The sequence below is a fragment of the Brachybacterium aquaticum genome (genome assembly GCF_014204755.1).
Taxonomy (GTDB): domain Bacteria; phylum Actinomycetota; class Actinomycetes; order Actinomycetales; family Dermabacteraceae; genus Brachybacterium; species Brachybacterium aquaticum.
This window is the reverse complement of the sequence record NZ_JACHLZ010000001.1, coordinates 901,164-918,988: the sequence shown is the minus strand read 5'-3', so window position 1 is coordinate 918,988 and position 17,825 is coordinate 901,164. Positions and strand designations below refer to the sequence as shown.

Sequence of the window (17,825 nt, the reverse complement as noted above, 5' to 3'; positions counted from 1 at the left end):
GCTCACACCTTCAGGTAGCGGTTCAGGGACACGACGGAGGAGGCGATCGCCAGCAGCGCGCCGAGCGCCACGAGGATCGGTGCGAGCCAGAGCAGGTCCACCGTGGAGACGGTGATCAGCTGCTCGCCGAGGGTCGGGGCGAGCCAGTCCTGGACGATGTAGTGCAGGCCCACCCAGAGCATGCCGGAGGCGATGAGGCCGCCGATGATCGCGGCGACCGCTCCTTCCAGCAGGAAGGGCAGGCGGATGAAGAGGTTCGAGGCGCCCACCAGGCGCATGATCGCGATCTCGCGCCGCCTGCCGGCCACCGACATCCGGATCGTGGTGGCGACCAGCAGCACCGCGGCGATGAGCATCAGCACCGCGAGGCCGAGCGCGAACAGGGTGGACTGGTTCAGCACGTCGATGAAGGGGGCGTAGGCGCTGAGCAGGTCGGTGACCTCGTCCACGCCGTCGCGGCCCTGGAAGAACTCGACCACCGCCGCGGAGTCGTCCGCGTCGGTGAGGGTGATGTGGAAGGAGACCGGCATGTCCGCGGCGGTGAAGTTGGAGACGAAGCTCTCCCCGGCGAACTGCTGCTGGTAGATCTCCAGCGCCTGGTCCTGGGTGCGCTCGGAGTAGGAGGCGATGTACGGGGAGAGCACCTCGCCGTCCAGGGCCTCGCGGACCGAGTCGATCTGCGCATCGGTCGCCGAGCCGCCCGCGCACGAGGCGGCGGTCGAGTGCGGGGAGCACAGGAAGATCGTCACCTGGGACTGCTCGACCAGAGTCGCCTTCATGTCCATGATCTGCTTCTGCATCAGCAGGCCGGTGCCCACGAAGGTCAGGGACACGGCGGTGACGATGATGACCGAGATGACCATGGCGATATTGCGCCACAGGCCGGTGAAGATCTCGCCGAGGATGTAGCGGGCCCTCATCGGCGCTCCTCCTCGTCCTCGTCGGCGAAGGCGTCGCCTCCGAAGTCATCGTCCTCCCGGGCCAGACGCGCCTCGCGCTCGTCGATCAGCTCCTCGTCGAGGACGTCGTCGCGGGGCTCGTCGCCGCGCTCGTCGCGGTCGACCCGCTCCTTGACGGCGTCCGACTCCTCGACGTCATCTGATTCTTCGCCGGTCTCCGACCTGGATGCGCCCTCGGGCGCTGCGCCGTCGGCCGCGATCTCATGCGCCGTGCTCTCGTCGGCCGCGCCGTCGTCGGCCGCGCTCTCGTCGGGGACGCGCTCGTCGGGGGCGATCCCGTCGGCCGACGGGCCCTCGGGGCCCTCCCCGGCGCTGTCCGGGGCGCCGTCCCAGTCGACGACGAGGTCCTCGTCGTCCAGGGGGTGCTCCTCGCGGTGGGCGGAGTCGTCGGGCAGGTTGCCGGAGATGACGGAGACAGGGGCGGGGGTCTCGTAGCTGCCGTGCTCCTCGTCGCGCACCACCTTGCCGCCCACCATCTCCACGACGCGGCGCTGCATGCGGTCCACCGCGGCGCGGTCGTGGGTGGCCATGACGACGGTGGTGCCGCGCTCGTTGATCTCGGCGAGCAGATCGAGGATGCCCTCGGCGGTCGCGGGGTCGAGGTTGCCGGTGGGCTCGTCGGCCAGGAGGATCGTGGGGCGGTTCACGTAGGCGCGGGCGATGGCGACGCGCTGCTGCTCACCGCCGGAGAGCTCGTGCGGCAGTCGCTTGCCCTTGTCCTCCAGGCCCACCATCTCGAGCATCTCGGGGACCAGGCGGCGCACGACCTTGCGCGGGGTGCCGATCACGGCGAGCGCGAACTCGATGTTCTGGTACGCGGTCTTGGAGGGCAGCAGGCGGAAGTCCTGGAACACCATGCCGATGTCGCGGCGCAGCGCGGGGACCTTCCACGAGGGGATGCGGGAGAGATCCTTGCCGGCGACGTAGACGGTGCCGCGGGTGGGGGTGACCTCCTTGAGCACCATCCGCATCAGGGTGGACTTGCCCGAGCCGGACGCCCCCACCAGGAACACGAACTCCCCGCGGGTGAACTCGATGTCGAGGTTCTCCACCGCGGGGTGCTGGCCACGCATGTACGTCTTGGTGACGTCGTCGAAACGGATCAAGGCTGCCTGTCACATCTGAGGGAGGTCCCGCTCGGGGAAGCGGGCATGGTGCCCCACAATCGTAGGGGCGAATCGCCCGACTTCCCCAGTGATGTGGACAGCATCCGGGTCAAGACCTGGTCAAGGTCTGCGCGGGTCCGGTCACGACCGCCCCTGCTGCGTGGAGCCCTACGGGGGTGATCGGCTCGGTCGGCGCCGGGATCAGTCCTCGGACTTGGCCTGCTCCGCGCGCCACCGGATGCCCGCGTCGATGAAGGCGTCGATCTCGCCGTCGAACACGGAGGAGGGGTTGCCCTCCTGGTACTCGGTGCGCAGGTCCTTCACCATCTGGTACGGGTTCAGCACATAGGAGCGCATCTGGTCACCCCAGGAGGCCTTGACGTCGCCGGCGAGCTCCTTGCGCTCGGCGGCCTCCTCGGCCTTCTTCAGAAGCAGCAGGCGCGACTGCATGACACGCAGCGCGGCGGCACGGTTCTGGATCTGGGACTTCTCGTCCTGCATCGAGACCACGGTGCCGGTGGGGATGTGGGTCATGCGCACGGCGGAGTCGGTGGTGTTCACGCTCTGACCGCCGGGGCCGGAAGAGCGGAACACGTCGATCTTCAGCTCGTTCTCGGGGATCTCGATGTGATCGGTGGACTCGATCAGCGGGATCACCTCGACGGCGGCGAAGGAGGTCTGGCGCCGGCCCTGGTTGTCGAAGGGGCTGATGCGCACCAGGCGGTGGGTGCCGCCCTCGACGGAGAGGGTGCCGTAGGCGAAGGGGGCGGAGACCTCGAAGGTCACCGACTTCAGACCCGCCTCCTCGGCGTAGGAGGTGTCCATGACCTTGGCGGCGTAGCCGTGGCGCTCGGCCCAGCGCAGGTACATGCGCATGAGCATCTCGGCGAAGTCCGCGGCGTCCACACCGCCGGCGCCGGCGCGGATGGTGACCACGGCATCGCGCTCGTCGTACTCGCCGGACAGCAGCGTGCGCACCTCGAGCTCGTCGAGGGTCTTGTGGATGCTGGTCAGCTCGTTCTCGGCCTCGGTGAGGGTGTCGGCGTCGTCCTCCTCGGCGGCGAGCTCGACCATCACCTCGAGGTCCTCGATGCGGGAGGACAGCTCGCTGATGCGGCGGCGCTCGGCCTGGGCGTGGGAGAGGGCGGCGGACACCTTCTGGGCGTTCTCGACGTCGTCCCACAGGTCCTGCGCGGAGGCCTGCTCCTCGAGGTCGGCGATCTTCGCATCGAGGGCGTCGACGTCCGTCACCTGCTCGATCGAGGACAGGGTCGAGCGGAGCCGGGGGATCTCTTCGGAGAAGTCGATGGAAGCCACGAGGTGGGATTCTACGGCAGTGGGGCCGAATCCCCCTGCGGTTCGGCCAGGAGCGTGGGCAGGGCGCGTCCGATCTCACGGCCGACGTCCTCCAGCAGCTCCTCGCCGCGCGCGAGGGCGTCGGGGACGTCCTTCGCCCGGGAGACGAGGTCGAAGGCCCGCGCGATCCCGGCGCCGGAGAGCTCCGCGTGGTCGAGGGTGACGGCGCCGGCGACGGCGAGGACGGGCAGGCCGGCATGGGCGGCGCGGCGCGCCACCTCGACGGGGCCCTTGCCCTGGAGGGTCTGCGCATCGAGCTTCCCCTCCCCCGTGATCACGAGGTCCGCGCCCGCCAGGCGCTGGTCGTATTCGGCGAGCTCGAGGACGACGTCGGCGCCGGAGCGCTGGGTCGCCCCGAGCAGCAGGAGTGCGAAGCCGACGCCGCCGGCGGCGCCGGCGCCCTCGGCGGGCGCGTGGGTGCCGGCCGGGTCCAGCAGCGCGGCGGCGCGGGCGAGGGTCTCGTCGGCCGACGCGACCGCCTGTTCGTCCAGCCCCTTCTGCGGGCCGTACACGGCGGCGGTCCCGTCGGGGCCGAGCAGCGGGTTCTGCACGTCGTTCGCGGCGATCAGGGTGACGCCGTCCAGGAGCTGCCGTGCCGGGGCGAGGTCGACGCTCGCCAGCGTCTCGAGACCGGCGAGGCCGGGGGCGATCTCCTCCCCCTCGCTGGTGAGCAGTTGCGCGCCGAGGGCCTGGAGGAGGCCGGCGCCCGCATCGGTGGAGGAGCTGCCGCCGAGGCCGACGACGATGGTGCGGGCCCCGGCGCGGACCGCGGCGAGGATCAGCTCGCCGAGGCCACGGGTGGAGGCGCCGCGGGGGTCGAGCTCGGCTCCGGGCAGGGCCTTCAGGCCCACGGCGTCGGCGAGCTCGAGCACGGCGGTGGTGCCGTCCAGCGCCCAGGCGGTCTCCCTGGCCCGCCCGGTGGGGCCGGTGATGGTGGCGGGTCGGGTCTCGGCGCCGGCCGCGATCGCCGCATCCACCGTGCCGTCGCCGCCGTCGGCGATGGGACAGGCGGTGATCACGGCATCCGGAGCGGTCTCGGCGATCCCACGGCCGAGGGCGGCGACGACCTCGGCGGCGGTGAGGGTGCCCTTGAACTTGTCGGGGGCGATGAGGAGGCGGGTCATCCGCCGATCCCGACGAGGGAAGCGGTCAGGGGAAGCAGGAGCACGATCAGCGCACCTCCGATGATGTCGAACGTCACTCCGGTTCGCACCATCCTAGTGATGGGGACGCAGCCGGAACCGTAGACGATCGCATTCTGGGGCGTGGAGACCGGGAGCATGAACCCGAAGGACGCGGCGAACGTCGCGGCGAGCGCCGGGACGATCGGGTCGACGCCCGCGGCCATCGCCAGCGGCACGACGATCGGGACGATCACCGCGGCGGCGGCCGTGTTCGAGGTGGTCTCGGAGATCAGGATCGCGAGCGCCACCGAGATGGCGGTGAGCACGAAGGAGCTGGAGGCACCGGGGAGCTGGGCGAGGGCGGTGCCGAGGGACTCCGCCAGACCGCTCGCGGAGAGCATGGCGCCGAAGATCATGCCGGTGCCGAACAGCAGTATCGTGCCCCAGTCGATACGGGCAGCGTCCGACCAGGACAGCGTCGCCTCGCGGTCCTTCCATCGGGTGGGAAGGACGAAGAGGAGTGCCGCACCGAGCACCGCGACGATGCCCTCGTTCAGTCGGTCGTCCAGCAGCACCGCGAAAGAGTTGTCCGCCCCGAGGACGAGGGAGGCGACCGAGGGGGCGAACCACAGTGCGATGGTGAGGGAGAAGGCGAAGATCGTGTTCTTCTCCGCGCCGGACATCGCCCCGAGCTCACTGCGCTTTTCGGCCACATAGTCGGCGACGCCGTCGATGCGGCGCACCTCGGGCCGGTTCAGCAGCAGGAGGATCGCGGCAAGGACCACGAACATGCCGGCGCCGATCGGGAGGGCGGCGAGCACCCACTGGGCGAAGCTGATCCGCTCGCCGGTGAACTCCTCGATGAGGCCGCGACCGATGAGGTTCGGCGGCGCGCCGACGGGGGTCATGAGGCCGCCGACGCTCGCACCGTAGGCGAGCATGAGCATGAGCGCGGTGCTCACACGTAGGCGCATGGGGTCGAAGTCGTGCTTGACCAGCCCCTTGTCCTGCATGAGCTTGGCGATCACTGCGAGGATGCCGAGCGCTGTCGGCATCAGCATCGCGACGGTGGCGGTGTTCGAGACGAAGGCGGAGAGAACGCAGGTGATCAGGCCGAAGGCGATGATCACGCGGACCGTCGAGGTGCCGACGCCCGGCAATGCCAGCACCCAGAAGGCGAGGCGCTGCGCGACGCCGTGCTTGAGCATGGCCTGGGCGAGGATGAACGCCCCGATGAAGGTGAAGATGGTCGTGGAGCCGAAAGGTGCCAGCACCTCACCGGCCGGGGCGATGCCGGTCAGCACGATCGCGGCCACGCCGATGAGGCCGCCGACGGGGATCGGGACGGTCTCGCAGAACCACAGCACGACCACGCCGACGATCACCGCGGCCAGGTGCTGCTGGACCTCGGGTAGTGGAAGCGGCAGGAACCAGACGGTGAGCGCGACGAGCGGGGCGAGCACGTACCCGGAGGTGCGTCGGATCTTCTCGACCTTCTCCTCGGCGGGGCTGAGGCGCTGCTCGGCGAGGCTGCGGTAGGTCTTTCCTCCCAGCAGGACCCGTTCCACATCGGTGCGCCGGCCGGGCATGGGAGTGTCACCGGAGGCGGCGTCTGCGAGGGGTGCCCCGTCGGGGCGGGGACCGCCGGGGGCGGTCTGGGCGGTCGGCGTCTGTGCCATCACGAACTCCTTCGTCACGCGGTTCCGCCACTATCGAGTGCCCCGGGAGTTCACGTCCAAGACGTTCTCGCTCTCAGATACATAGGCTCGGCCTATCATTGCAGTGGTGGCGCTCACATTGGGCGCCGGCGCCGCGCGGAGGTCCAGCCGAGGAGAGAGATGGACGTCAGACACCTGGAGTACTTCCTGGGGATCGTGGACCACGGCGGCTTCGCCCGCGCCGCCGAGGCGATGCACATCGCCCAGCCCTCTCTGTCCCAGGCGATCCGGCGCCTGGAGCGCGACCTCGGCGTGGAGCTGTTCCACCGCCTCGGACGGGGCGTGCGCCTGACCGGGGCCGGTGAGCAGCTGGTGGGACCGGCTCGGCGCGCAGTCCGCTCGCTGCAGGCCGCCCGGGACGCTGCCCGCTCCTCACGGGAGCTGACCCTCGGCACCGTGGACATCTGCGCGATGCCCTCCCCTGGCATCGAGCCCCTCACCACCCTCATCGGAATGCTCCGCGAGAGGCATCCTGGACTGGACATCCGCTCGGCGGCAGCATTCACCCCGGAGGAGGTGGTGGCGAGCGTCGCCGGCGGCGAGACCGAGGTGGGTCTGCTCGGCGCCGCAGGACGCCCTGCCACCGCCGATCTCGGCGTGATCACCTTCGCGCCGCAGCCCCTCGTGCTCATCTCCCCGCCGGGGACGCACGCGCCCGGAGGGGAGGTCGGGACGATCGGTCGGCGGGAGCTCTCGGGGATCGACGTGGTCATCTCCCCGCGCGGGAGCCTGATGCGACAGCTCGTGGACGACGCGCTCGCCCATGGGAACGACATCCGCGTGGTCGCCGAGGTCTCCCACCGCACCTCATTGCTCCCGCTCGTGCTGGCCGGGGTCGGGCACTCGGTGATGCCGTCGTCCTGGACGCGGATGGCGCAGCTGGCCGGGTGCACGGTGCGGACGATCGATCCTCCGACCGCCCTGCAGGTGCACCTGGTGCATCGGCGCGAGGACCTCACCGCCGCAGCCGCAGCCTTCGTAGCGCTCGCCAAAGAGCTGTCCCAGGACGAGCTGGCGGGAGACGAGGCACCCAACCTATAGGCATCCCCTATTACTCGGTTCGAAGATTGGTCTTGGACTCGATGAGAGGGGACGGTGTCCACTGGATCCACTGCAGCTGCACCGATCCGCCCTCTGGAGGCCCCCATGCAGACCTCGTCTCGTTTCCCCGCTCCCCCGGCGGCGCCCACCGTCGACGCTCCGCGCACGCTCGAGATCGCCGCGATCCCGGCCGACGGGATCGGCCACGACGTGGTCGGCGCCGGACGCGAGGTCGTCGACGCCCTCGCCGCCGCCTCGGGCGGCCGCTTCTCGGTGAACTGGACCGAGTACGACTGGGGCAGCGACTACTACGCGAAGCACGGCGTGATGATGCCCGCGGACGGTCGTGAACAGGTCGCGGACAAGGACGCGATCTTCTTCGGCGCCGTCGGCTGGCCGACCGTCCCCGACCATGTGAGCCTGTGGGGACTTCGCCTGGCGCTGTGCCAGGGCTTCGACCAGTGGGCCAACATCCGCCCCGTCCAGTTCCTGCCCGGCATCACCTCGCCGCTGCGCGCCGCCGACGAGAAGGACCTCGACTGGATCGTCGTGCGGGAGAACTCCGAGGGCGAATACTCCGGCTTCGGCGGACGCAACTTCGCCGGTCGCCCCGACCATCAGGAGTTCTCGGTCCAGTCGGCCGTCTTCAGCGAGTACGGCAGCGAGCGGATCATCCGCTTCGCCTTCGAGCTCGCGATGACCCGGCCGCGCCGCAAGCTCTCCAAGGTCACCAAGTCCAACGCCCAGCAGCACGGCATGGTGCTCTGGGACGACGTCTTCGACCGCGTCGCGGCGGACTACCCCGAGGTGACCACCGAATCCGTCCTCGTGGATGCGATGGCTGCGAAGTTCGTGCTGAAGCCCGGGGACCTCGATGTCGTCGTCGCCTCGAACCTGCACGCCGACGTGCTCTCCGACCTCGGCTCCGCGCTCGCCGGCAGCCTCGGCCTCGCCTCGAGCGCGAACCTCAACCCCGAGCGCCGCTTTCCTTCCATGTTCGAGCCCGTGCACGGCTCTGCACCGGACATCGCCGGGAAGGGCATCGCGAACCCGCTGGGCGCGATCGGTTCCGCGGCGCTCATGCTCGAGCACCTCGGGCTGCCCGAGGAGGCTGCGGCGATCCACCGTGCGATCGAGGAGACGACCCGGCGTGGCGTGCTGACTCCCGATGTGGGCGGCACCGCCACGACCGCAGATGTCACCCGCGCCGTGATCGACCATCTGGCGCTCGTGCCGGCAGCGGTCGCCTGAGCGGACCACCCCGCAGTTCTCCGGAGGGCGTCGACGGGAAGCCGTCGACGCCCTTCGGAGTCCGTGCATGCACACGCCTGTCCTCAGGACGCATGCGCACGGCGGGCGAACTATCTCAGCGCGCCCGCGCCTCCCCGATGACCGTCAGCGGGATCGAGCGCCCGGTGCCGCGGGTGAACCAGCCGACCAAGGGCGGATGGGTGCGGGCGCCGAGGGTGACGTGGACGGTCCCGTCGGCATCGACACGCACATCGCGGATATGGATGTCCTCGGTACTGGTGGTGTCGTGGGGGTATGCGCGCAGGTGGTCCTCCGCGGCCTCGCGTGCAGAGCCCGCGTGGATCACCGGTCCGTTCTCCTCTGAGTAGATGCGGGACATGTCGACGGCCTGCGAGGCGGCGAGCGCTGCGCTGTCCGCCGCGTGCTGGAGGCCGTTGCGCTCGAGGTGCACTCCGGTGATCGCGGTCCCCACCCCGATCTCCATCAGTACGACCACCAGCACACCCGTGGTCAGGATCGTCATCGAGCCGCGGGCGTCCTCGAACCGTCCGCGGAGCTCGCCGAGCACCTGGCGGAGACGCCCGCCAGCTGGTGGGCGCATGGCCCCCTGCGTCCTCTTCGCAGCGTTCATCTGTGCGCCCGGTACTGATCGACGGGCACCGCGTGCGAGGCGCCGACGGCGACGGGGCCGGTCTCCCCCAGGATCGGCCCGAGCCCCGGCACGGGGACGGGGATCCGCACGCGCGTGGTGACGATCCCGCCGGGTGTGGCGCAGGGGTCCTCGCTGCAGGAGAGGTCGACCACGTCGGTCACGGGCAGGCCGTGGTCCTGCAGGACCACCTCTGCGAGGGCCTGTGAGCGGGCCGCTGCGCGTGCGGGATCGGTCTCCGTGGCGTGGATCCTGGCGACGTCCCGGGAGATGGTGTCCGCGGCGAAGACCGCGGCCTGCACGTTCCCGAGGGTGAGCACGAGATACAGCGACGGGATCAGCAGCGCGACCGAGAGCACGACGAACTCGACCAGGGCGTTGCCATCGTCGTCGGCAAGCCCGTGGCGGAGCTTCGCTGCGACGTCGCGGCGCTGGAGGATCCTCACCATGCCTCCTCGTCCAGAGCGCGGCCCTCGACGCTGATCGCCCCTGAGGGGCCGAGGAGCCCGACCAGGGGGAGCGTCGCCTCCACGCGCACGCGGATCGTCCCGTCGGCGTCCTGCGAGGCCGAGGCCTCGGCCTCGAGTCCTCCGCCGAAGCGGTCGTCGATCAGGCGCTGGGCACGGGCGGCGCCGTCCTGCGGGGTGGATCCCTGCAGTGCGGCGTGGTGCGCTCCCTGCACCGCGGCATCGACGAGGGTGTTGCGGGTGTGGACGATGAGCGCGGACTGGACGACCAGCAGGCCGATCATCACGATGAGCACGGCGACCATCGGGAACTCCGCGACGGCTGCACCGTCCTCCCGGCGCAGGCGGGTGCGCAGGGAGCCCGTCACAGACGTGTCGACGACCGCGCGTCCAGAGCCTCGCCGGGCGGGATCACGCTGCGGCGGCCCGTCCGGGCGCCGACGCGATGAGCGAAGCGCGGTTCTCGGCATCGTGGAGGCTCAGCGTCGGGGACGGCTCAGAGCGAGCCGCCGAGGAACGGCGCCATCGCGTTCTCGAAGATCCGCACGATCTGGTCGGAGGCGACGGCCCAGAGCGCGACCACGATCCCTGCCGTCATGAGCGTGATGAGGACCCAGCCGGGAACATCGCCCTGCTCGGAGCGGAGTCGGGCGAGGAGCTTCTTGCCCACGGCCGGCTCGATGCTGCGCCACGACGTTTGGGCATCCGGGGTGCTGCGCGGGCGGGTGGTGCTGTGGCGGTGCAGTCGGGTGCGGTGGACGGTCATGTCGGCCTCCTCGGCGGACGGATCCGGAGTGGTCTCCGGACGGGGTCGGGAATGGTGCGAGTCGAACGGTCGGTCAGTGGGGAACAGTCGGTCACTGGGGTCGGGGCGGATGGGGGTCGTCGGGACGGTGAGCGGGAAAGAGGTCACAGCGTGATCTCCAGGACGGCGAGTCCGGGGAAGATCGCGAACACGATCACCAGCGGCATCACGAAGAAGACCACCGGGACGAGCATGAAGATCTCTCGCTGACCAGCGAGTTCCATGAGATCTCGCTTGGCGTTCTCGCGGGCGTCCTGGGCCTGGGCGCGCAGCACGTCGGCCAGCGGTGTGCCGCGCTCGATCGCGATGGAGACCCCTTCGCCGAAGCGGCTGAGGCAGTCCAGCGGGGTCCTCGTGCCGAGGGAGGCGAGCGCTTGGGAGACGGAGGTGCCCGAACGGATGTCGGCGACGGTCGCGGCGAACTCGTCCGGCAGGGCGCCGGAGGAGGTGCGGGCCACTCGTTCCATCGCGGCGATCGGGCTCTCGCCGGCGGCGACGGCGAGGGCGAGGAGGTCGGCGACGGTCGGGAACTCCCGTGCCATTCGGGAGGCGCGGCGCGTGATCTCCACCCCGAGGAGGTAGTCGCGCAGCAGCACGCCGAGCAGCGCGCCGAGGGCGACGATGAACAGCCCGAGCAGCGGTCCGGCGTCGCGAAGGGTTATCGCGGCGACCGCGACCGCGATGCCGAGCAGCAGCCCGATCGCGGCGAAGACGACCTGCTCGATGCGGAAGGAGTCCACGGACGTGCGCCGTCCTGCCAGCCGCAGCCTGCGCTCGAGCTGGTCCGCCCCGCCGGTGAGGCGCTCGAGCACGCCCAGCACCTTCACGGCCACAGGGCCCATGAGGTTCTCGATGACGACGCGGGCACGACTGCTCGAGGTGGGCGCTGCGAACAGCGAGGCGGAGTGGGAGCGACGGAGATACGGGTCGATCCGCCGGTCCAGGTCCCGAGCCCTCAGCCAGGGCAGCCGGGAGAGGATCATCAGCAGGCCGAGTCCCAGCATGAGGCCGAGCAGGACCCCGGCGAGGATCGAGGTGGAGCCGTTCATCGCAGCACCCTCTCGTCCTGCGGGAGCTGGGCGATCAGCAGCATCACCCGGTAGGCGACGAGGGAGAGGGCACCGCCCACGATGATCATCAGGATCCCGGCGGCGGAGTCGTAGGCCTGAGCGGCCTCGGGGCGGGTGGACATCAGCGCCAGCACGATCCACGGCGCGGCGAGCGCCAGGCGTGCGGCATTGACCGTCCAGGACTGTCGTGCCTCGAGCTCGGCGCGGGTGCGCGAGTCCTCGCGGAGGAACGCGGACAGCGTGCGCAGCAGAGCGCCGAGATCGGTGCCGCCGACGTCGCGGGTGATGCGCAGCGCCTCCACGATGCGGTCCCCCACGGGATCCGCGAGACGGATCTTGAGCCGGTCCAAGCACGCCGCGAAGTCACCGCTGGCCTGGTAGTCCAGGGCGAACTCCGTGAAGGCCGGTCGAAGCTCCTCCGGGCCCTTGCGGCTCAGCTGCACCAGGGCCTCGGGCAGCGAGAGCCCGGCGCGGATGGCCGAGTTGATGTGGTCCACCGCCTCGGGCCACACCTCGCGCATCGCCGTGGTGCGGCGCTTCGCCGCGGAGCGTAGCACGAGCACCGGCAGCGCTGTGGTCACGAGTCCGATGGCGAAGGAGGGCACGACGGCGCTGGAGACGGCCCAGAGCACGGCGGCGACCACCAGCCCGAGGCCTGCGCTCAGTGCAGGGACCGCGGCGGGCGGGACGGTGTCCAGGCCGACCTTGATCAGGTCGTCGCGCAGGTCGTCCATCCACCTCGCGATCCGTCCGCGACGCGGAGCGGTCTCCTCCTGCTCCCACATCGACCACCAGATCGCGAGCAGGCCGAGGCCTGTGATCAGGCCGAGGAAGGCGCCGTCGGTCATGCCGCCACCGGCCGTCCGAGGAGGGCGGAGACGTCGTAGCCGGCGCGGGCGAAGCGCTCGGCGTGCGGCGGATGTCCGTCGCCGCGCACGAGCCGATCCCCGCGCAGGGAGAACAGCTCGGCGATCTCGATGATCTCGTCCTCGACGCGGCCGCTGAGGCCCACGATCTCCCGCACCCGGCGGCGCCCGTCGGGGAGGATGTCGAGGTGGACGACGAGGTCGATGGCGCTGGCCACGGTGGGGACGACGAAGCGACTGGAGACGTTCTCGCCTGCCAGAAGCGGCAGCGTGCACAGCTTCGTGACCGCGTCCCGGGCGGAGTTGGCATGGATGCTGGCCAGACCTGGAAGTCCGCTGTTGAGCGCGATCAGCATGTCCAGGCTCTCCGCCTCGCGCACCTCGCCGACGATGATGCGGCTGGGGCGCATGCGCAGCGCCTCCTTCACCAGTCGGCGCATCGAGATCTCGCCCGTGCCCTCGAGGTTCGGCTGGCGGGTCTGCATCGCGACCACGTCGCGGAGGGTGAGGTTCAGCTCGAACACCTCCTCGATGGTCACGACCCGCTCGCGAGCCCCCATCGACTGCGCGAGGCAGCGCAGGAAGGTCGTCTTGCCTGCCCCGGTGGCCCCGCTGGCGATCACGTTGAGCCCGGAGGCGATGGCGGCGTCGAGGAAGTCCGCGGCCTGCTGGGTGAGCGAGCCGAGCACCACGAGGCCTTGAATGTCCTGCGCCCTCGCGACGAATTTGCGGATATTGATGGCCCAGTGGGATCGCGTCACGCTGGGGATCACCACATGCAACCGGGAACCGTCCGGCAGCAGGGCGTCGACGAAGGGGCTGGACATGTCCAGCCGTCTCCCGCTGGAGACGAGCATCCGCTCGACGATCCCCCGCACCTCGTCGTCCGTCAGCACGATCGTGGTCAGCTCGCTGCGGCCGCCGCGCGCGCAGAAGACCTGTGAGGGCCTATTCTTAACTTAGCCGTCTCCCAGGGAAGGACCCCCAGATGAGCCCCCGCCGGACCGCCCTCTACGCCCGAATCTCCAAGGTCGAAGCCACGAAGCGCCAGACCGAGGAGGACCGCCGCGACGTCGACGCCGAAGGCAACGAGATCCTCCTCGCCCCGCTCGGGACCGACGGCGTCGATCGCCAGCTCGCCGACTGCCGGAAGGAGGCGAAGCGGCGCGGCTGGACCGTCGTGGACGAGTACGTCGACAACAACGTCTCCGCGTCGAGCAAGAGGCCTCGCCCGGCTTACGAGCGCATGAAGGCCGACATCGAGAGCGGTCGAGTCGACGGGGTCGTCGTCTGGGACATCGACCGCCTCACGAGGAAGCCTTCCGAGCTCGAAGAGTTCATCAAGCTCTCCGACAACACCGGCGTCGCGCTCGCCTCCGTCGGCGGCGAGGTCGATCTCTCCACCGAGCAGGGCCGACTCACCGCGAGGATCAAGGGATCCGTCGCGCGGTACGAAGCGGAGCAGATGGGCCGACGGATCTCCCGCGCCGCGAAGCAGCGCGCGACCGACGGCGCTTCCTACCACGGGCAGACCCCGTTCGGGTACGTCCGGGCCGAGGTCGAGAAGGACGGGCGGCGGGTGCGGATGCTCATCCCGGACGCGACGGAGGCTCCCCTCGTCCGCGAGGCGTACCGGCGCCTCCTCGACGGAGACAGCCTCTGGGCGATCGCTCGGGACTTCACCTCCCGAGGCATCGTCGGGAAGCGCGGGAACCCGTTTCGGGGCAACGTCCTCGGGAACCTTCTTCGCCGCCCCGTGTACGCCGGACTCCGCGCCTACAAGGGTGAGATCCTCGGCGACGGAGAGTGGGAGGCGCTCGTCTCGAAGGAAGAGCACGCCCGCGCGCTCGCGATCCTCGACGCTCCCGGCCGATTCCACCTCCACGGGACCGCGCCGAAGTACCTCCTGAGCGGGATCGCGCGGTGCGGGCGGGAGGAGTGCGGCGGTCTCCTCCGTCCGAAGGTCCAGGCGGGGCGGGCGCCGTCGCTCGTCTGCTGGGACTGCCAGAAGGTCACGCGGAAGATGGCGCCGCTCGACGAGTACGTTGTCGAGACGGTCCTCCGGCGCCTCGAAGGGATGGACCTCGACCTCGTCGTGCCCGAGGACGGGACGGCCTTCGCCGAGGCGGTCGCCGAGCGCGACGCGATCCAGACCCGGATGGACGAGCTCGCCGACGCGATCGCCCGGGGCGCGATCTCGATACGGATCGCCGAGCGGTCCTCCGCGCGCCTCGACGAGGAGCTCGCCGCGGCCGAGGGTCGCGTCCGGTCCCTCGCACCCCGCCCGGACGTCCTCGACGCCGTCGGCGCGGGCGCCCGGGAGGCGTGGGCCGCGGCGGACCTCGAACGGCGTCGGACGCTCCTCCGGATGCTCGTCGACGTCCGGGTCGACCCGTCCGGCCCCGGCGTCCCGTTCCACACCGACCAGGTCCGGATCTCGTGGCTCGACGAGAAGCCCGAGGACCCCAAGCCGACCAACTCGTAAATACGAGTTAATAGGCCCGGAAGATGGATTCTAGAGTTCACCTTCCGGGCTTTACTCCGCCCCGAGGATCGGGTACGGTTACCCGCGTCGATCAAAGGCGATCGGCCCCTGATCGATGAAGCCGGGAAGAACCCGGGAACGCGCAGGTGATTCCAAATCACTTCTCGTCCCCGAAGGACTCCCGCTATGGCTACCAAGACCATCGACCCCGTCGTCGCCGCCCGCTCCGCTGTAGGCGTCGCCGTCCGGCGCGGCCGCGACGAGGCTCCTGCCCGTCGTGCTCTCGCAACGGCGAAGCTCCGCCGCGCGATCGACGAGGCGCTCGCCGACCAGCACGCCCCGACCGCCGAGGCGCGCGCTGAGCTCGCCGAGATCCTGACCGGCGGTGCGCGATGAGCCGCGAGGAGTTCGAGGCGGCCGTCGCCGCTACCGTCGCACGCGCTCCCGAGCCCTCCCCCGAGCTCCGCGCCCGCGTCGAGCAGATCCTCCGCCCCGCCGCGCGCCGCGCCCGGTCCGAGGTCGGTGGTCGTCGATGACCCTCCGAGACGAAGGAGCGGCGGCCCCTCCCCAGGAACCGCCGCTGCCTACCTCGAACGTCGAGCAAGCGAATCCCGACAATCACGATTCTACCTCGGTAGGCCGCGAGATCGGGATCGTCGAGTTCCCTCCCGGAAAGTACCAGAACGGCTCCCCTCGTCGTATTTCCGAGAAAGAGATCGAGCGGATGATGGCGCGCCCGGGCCGCCGGAAGTACGGCCCGAGCTACCTTCCCGCGATCCTCCGAGGAGCCCGCCGGGGCCGCGGGGAGGTCCTCGCCCGGACGCTCGTGACGATCGACGTCGACGGCGCGACCGAGGAGACCTTCGAGCGGATCCTCGCGCTCCCCTTCCGCGCCTACGTCCACACGACCTACTCGTCGACGGCGGACGCGCTCCGCCTCCGGCTCCTCGTGCCGATCGACCGCGACGCCGCGCCCGAGGAGTACCCGCTCCTCGTCGACTCGATCTCGGCCCGCCTCGGAGACGACGCCGAGGTCGACCCGAAGAGCCGCGCGGTCGAGCAGGTGATGTTCCGTCCGGCGGTCGCCGACGAGCACCGCGACGCCTACCGCTCCGCGACGGTCCCCGGGCCGACGGCGGTCGTCGACGAGCTGCTCGCCGAGGCGCCGGAGCCCGCGGCGCCCGTCGCCGATCGCGGCGGGAAGCGCGACCCGATGGAACTGCCCGGCGCGGTCGGCGCCTTCAACCGGGCGTACTCGATCGCCGAGGTCATCTCGACGTTCGGGCTCCCGTACGAGCCCGCCGGGGAGGGTCTCTGGCGTCCGACGGGCTCCTCGCACGAGCCGGGCGTCCGGGAAGTCGCGCCGGGGCTCGTCTACTCGCACCACGCCAACGATCCGGCCTACGGGCAGACCCTCTCGGCGTTCGATCTCGTCCGGCTCCACCTCTACGGCTACCAGGACGACGAGCTCGCCTCGCCGGAGACCCCGCTCTCCGCGCTCCCGTCGGTGCTCTCGCTGACGGAGGACGTCGCCGATGACCCGAGGGTCGTCGCGGAGCTCCGGAGTGCGGAGAGGGCCGAGATCGAGGCGTTCGAGGACCTCGGCGACGCCGAGGACGACGCCCCGGCCTCCTCGTGGTCCGGGGTCGCCGCGGACGAGCTCTCGGCGATCGTCGACGCCTACCTCGCCGGGACCCTCGAACGGATCCGGCCCGAGGTCGGGATCCTCGGCGGGCGCGACGAGGACGAGGAGCCGATGGCGCTGTTCTACCGCGGCCGGACGAACGGCGTCGCCGGGGAGTCCAACGCCGGCAAGTCCTGGACCGGGATCGCCGTCGCGGCGCAGGAGGTCGACGCCGGTCGCTCGGTCGTGTATGTCGACTTCGAGGACGACCTCCGCGGGATCGTCTCCCGGCTCCTCGACATCGGCGCCTCGCCCGAGGCGGTCCGGAACCGCTTTGTCTACGTCCAGCCCGATACGAAGTTCGACGACCGGACGGCGCGCCTCGCGTTCGTCCGGGTCCTCGACCGGGTCCGGCCGTCGCTGGTGGTGATCGACTCGACGGGCGAGGCGCTCTCGATGGAGGGCGCGAAGCCCAACGAGGACGACGAGGTCGCCCGGTGGTTCACGGTCCTCCCGCGCTATGTCTCGCGCCACGAGTCGCTCCCCGCGGTCGTCGTCCTCGACCACGTCACCAAGGCCGACGGCGGGCTCTGGCCGATCGGATCGCAACGGAAGCGCGCCGCGATCTCCGGCGCGCAGTACATCCAGGACGTCGAGGAGCCCTTCTCCCGCACGAAGGACGGCGCGGCCCGGATCCGTTGCGCGAAGGACCGGCACGGGAACTACCACATCGGGCAGACCGTCGCCTCCCTCGGCGTTACGAACGGCGGCCGGCGGACTCGGCTCTCGCTGATGTGGACGGAGCCGGAGGTCGACGCGGACGGCGCGGCGGAGGCGGCGTGGAAGGCGGCGGCGAAGCGGCGGCTCTGCGAGTACCTCGCGAAGCACGCCGAGACCCCCGCGGCCCGCTCTCAGACCCAAGTCACCGAGAACGTCGTCGGGAAGCGGACGGCGCTCGTCGAGGCGCTCTCCGAGCTCCAAGCCTCCGGGCACGTCGCCGTCTCGCCCGGCGAGCGGAAGGGGTCGCTCCGGTACACGCTCCTCCAGCCGTACTCCGACGCGGCCGACGACTTCAAGGATCTCGACCGATGAGCGCGTCCCGCCCCGCTATCCCGACCCCGTCCGCCCGTCCCGCCTATAGGGGCGGGACGGGCGGGACGGAGTCAGTCGGACTCCGTCCGGGACGGACTCGGACGGAGTCGGACGGACTTAAGAAACCCCAGGCCGCCTCGGTAAACCCGCGGGACGGGGTCGCGCCCCGACGAGTCCGTCCCGGTCGACCCTCGAAAACGGACCACCCGGGA

General features: G+C 70.8%; 17 protein-coding genes and 1 pseudogene. 6 read left to right on the top strand and 12 right to left on the bottom strand.

Features of this window, described 5'->3' with window-relative positions; genetic code table 11:
• Positions 1–2: 2 nt before the first annotated feature.
• The 5 genes from ftsX to HNR70_RS04040 all read right to left on the bottom strand — a co-directional run bounded on the left by ftsX (position 3) and on the right by HNR70_RS04040 (position 6,224).
• A complete protein-coding gene (ftsX, locus tag HNR70_RS04060; protein ID WP_184324524.1) occupies positions 3–920 on the bottom strand; it encodes a permease-like cell division protein FtsX in 918 nt (305 codons plus the stop codon).
• Positions 917–2,065: a cell division ATP-binding protein FtsE gene (ftsE, locus tag HNR70_RS04055; RefSeq protein ID WP_184324523.1), complete on the bottom strand. Its 1,149-nt coding sequence runs from the start codon at positions 2,063–2,065 to the stop codon at positions 917–919. The genes ftsX and ftsE overlap by 4 nt, the downstream gene beginning before the upstream one ends.
• 201 nt (positions 2,066–2,266) lie before the next feature.
• Entirely contained in the window at positions 2,267–3,382 is a 1,116-nt protein-coding gene (prfB, locus tag HNR70_RS04050) for a peptide chain release factor 2 (protein ID WP_184324522.1), read from the bottom strand.
• An 11-nt stretch (positions 3,383–3,393) separates the two neighbouring features.
• Positions 3,394–4,545, bottom strand: a complete 1,152-nt coding sequence (locus HNR70_RS04045) for a glycerate kinase (RefSeq protein ID WP_184324521.1) — start codon at positions 4,543–4,545, stop codon at positions 3,394–3,396.
• Entirely contained in the window at positions 4,542–6,224 is a 1,683-nt protein-coding gene (locus tag HNR70_RS04040) for an SLC13 family permease (protein WP_246375145.1), read from the bottom strand. The genes HNR70_RS04045 and HNR70_RS04040 overlap by 4 nt, the downstream gene beginning before the upstream one ends.
• Before the next feature lie 159 nt (positions 6,225–6,383).
• Between HNR70_RS04040 and HNR70_RS04035 the strand changes: the two genes are divergently transcribed.
• Both HNR70_RS04035 and HNR70_RS04030 read left to right on the top strand, forming a co-directional pair.
• The gene (locus tag HNR70_RS04035) at positions 6,384–7,304 is read left to right on the top strand and encodes a LysR family transcriptional regulator (RefSeq protein WP_184324520.1); all 921 of its coding nucleotides are present in this window, start codon (positions 6,384–6,386) and stop codon (positions 7,302–7,304) included.
• 105 nt (positions 7,305–7,409) lie between these two features.
• Positions 7,410–8,555: a tartrate dehydrogenase gene (locus HNR70_RS04030; RefSeq protein WP_184324519.1), complete on the top strand. Its 1,146-nt coding sequence runs from the start codon at positions 7,410–7,412 to the stop codon at positions 8,553–8,555.
• Positions 8,556–8,670: 115 nt separating this feature from the next.
• On the opposite strand, the gene HNR70_RS04025 is transcribed toward HNR70_RS04030, so the two are convergent.
• From HNR70_RS04025 to HNR70_RS03995, 7 genes and pseudogenes are all read right to left on the bottom strand, one after another.
• Positions 8,671–9,156 (bottom strand): pilus assembly protein TadG-related protein, encoded by a 486-nt coding sequence (locus HNR70_RS04025; protein WP_184324518.1) that lies wholly within the window; start codon positions 9,154–9,156, stop codon positions 8,671–8,673.
• Between the two features lie 26 nt (positions 9,157–9,182).
• The gene (locus HNR70_RS04020; protein ID WP_184324517.1) at positions 9,183–9,653 is read right to left on the bottom strand and encodes a TadE/TadG family type IV pilus assembly protein; all 471 of its coding nucleotides are present in this window, start codon (positions 9,651–9,653) and stop codon (positions 9,183–9,185) included.
• Entirely contained in the window at positions 9,647–10,039 is a 393-nt protein-coding gene (locus HNR70_RS04015; RefSeq protein ID WP_312857558.1) for a TadE/TadG family type IV pilus assembly protein, read from the bottom strand. The genes HNR70_RS04020 and HNR70_RS04015 overlap by 7 nt, the downstream gene beginning before the upstream one ends.
• A gap of 128 nt (positions 10,040–10,167) precedes the next feature.
• A complete protein-coding gene (locus HNR70_RS04010) occupies positions 10,168–10,437 on the bottom strand; it encodes a hypothetical protein (RefSeq protein ID WP_184324516.1) in 270 nt (89 codons plus the stop codon).
• 143 nt (positions 10,438–10,580) lie between these two features.
• Positions 10,581–11,525, bottom strand: coding sequence for a type II secretion system F family protein (locus tag HNR70_RS04005; RefSeq protein ID WP_184324515.1), 945 nt, complete (start codon positions 11,523–11,525; stop codon positions 10,581–10,583).
• Positions 11,522–12,394 (bottom strand): type II secretion system F family protein, encoded by an 873-nt coding sequence (locus tag HNR70_RS04000; protein ID WP_184324514.1) that lies wholly within the window; start codon positions 12,392–12,394, stop codon positions 11,522–11,524. The genes HNR70_RS04005 and HNR70_RS04000 overlap by 4 nt, the downstream gene beginning before the upstream one ends.
• Positions 12,391–13,365 (bottom strand): annotated as a pseudogene (locus tag HNR70_RS03995) (TadA family conjugal transfer-associated ATPase); the annotation flags it as partial. The pseudogene HNR70_RS03995 and the gene HNR70_RS04000, both read right to left, overlap by 4 nt.
• 35 nt (positions 13,366–13,400) lie before the next feature.
• Here HNR70_RS03995 and HNR70_RS03990 point away from each other — a divergent pair.
• From HNR70_RS03990 to HNR70_RS03975, 4 genes are all read left to right on the top strand, one after another.
• Positions 13,401–14,897 (top strand): recombinase family protein, encoded by a 1,497-nt coding sequence (locus HNR70_RS03990; protein ID WP_184324513.1) that lies wholly within the window; start codon positions 13,401–13,403, stop codon positions 14,895–14,897.
• Positions 14,898–15,083: 186 nt separating this feature from the next.
• Complete coding sequence (locus tag HNR70_RS03985) at positions 15,084–15,293, top strand: hypothetical protein (protein ID WP_184324512.1); 210 nt, start codon at positions 15,084–15,086, stop codon at positions 15,291–15,293.
• Positions 15,290–15,433, top strand: coding sequence for a hypothetical protein (locus tag HNR70_RS03980; protein WP_184324511.1), 144 nt, complete (start codon positions 15,290–15,292; stop codon positions 15,431–15,433). The genes HNR70_RS03985 and HNR70_RS03980 overlap by 4 nt, the downstream gene beginning before the upstream one ends.
• Positions 15,430–17,613: an AAA family ATPase gene (locus HNR70_RS03975; RefSeq protein ID WP_184324510.1), complete on the top strand. Its 2,184-nt coding sequence runs from the start codon at positions 15,430–15,432 to the stop codon at positions 17,611–17,613. The genes HNR70_RS03980 and HNR70_RS03975 overlap by 4 nt, the downstream gene beginning before the upstream one ends.
• Positions 17,614–17,825 lie beyond the last annotated feature (212 nt).

Coding starts and splice junctions, on each gene's coding strand:
- HNR70_RS03980 (WP_184324511.1), top strand. CDS start 15,290: ATGAGCCGCGAGGAGTTCGAGGCGGCCGTCGCCGCTACCGTCGCACGC.
- HNR70_RS04020 (WP_184324517.1), bottom strand. CDS start 9,653: ATGGTGAGGATCCTCCAGCGCCGCGACGTCGCAGCGAAGCTCCGCCAC.
- HNR70_RS04005 (WP_184324515.1), bottom strand. CDS start 11,525: ATGAACGGCTCCACCTCGATCCTCGCCGGGGTCCTGCTCGGCCTCATG.
- ftsX (WP_184324524.1), bottom strand. CDS start 920: ATGAGGGCCCGCTACATCCTCGGCGAGATCTTCACCGGCCTGTGGCGC.
- HNR70_RS04000 (WP_184324514.1), bottom strand. CDS start 12,394: ATGACCGACGGCGCCTTCCTCGGCCTGATCACAGGCCTCGGCCTGCTC.
- HNR70_RS04045 (WP_184324521.1), bottom strand. CDS start 4,545: ATGACCCGCCTCCTCATCGCCCCCGACAAGTTCAAGGGCACCCTCACC.
- HNR70_RS04030 (WP_184324519.1), top strand. CDS start 7,410: ATGCAGACCTCGTCTCGTTTCCCCGCTCCCCCGGCGGCGCCCACCGTC.
- HNR70_RS04035 (WP_184324520.1), top strand. CDS start 6,384: ATGGACGTCAGACACCTGGAGTACTTCCTGGGGATCGTGGACCACGGC.
- HNR70_RS03985 (WP_184324512.1), top strand. CDS start 15,084: ATGGCTACCAAGACCATCGACCCCGTCGTCGCCGCCCGCTCCGCTGTA.
- HNR70_RS03975 (WP_184324510.1), top strand. CDS start 15,430: ATGACCCTCCGAGACGAAGGAGCGGCGGCCCCTCCCCAGGAACCGCCG.
- HNR70_RS04010 (WP_184324516.1), bottom strand. CDS start 10,437: ATGACCGTCCACCGCACCCGACTGCACCGCCACAGCACCACCCGCCCG.
- HNR70_RS03990 (WP_184324513.1), top strand. CDS start 13,401: ATGAGCCCCCGCCGGACCGCCCTCTACGCCCGAATCTCCAAGGTCGAA.
- HNR70_RS04040 (WP_246375145.1), bottom strand. CDS start 6,224: ATGGCACAGACGCCGACCGCCCAGACCGCCCCCGGCGGTCCCCGCCCC.
- HNR70_RS04025 (WP_184324518.1), bottom strand. CDS start 9,156: ATGCGCCCACCAGCTGGCGGGCGTCTCCGCCAGGTGCTCGGCGAGCTC.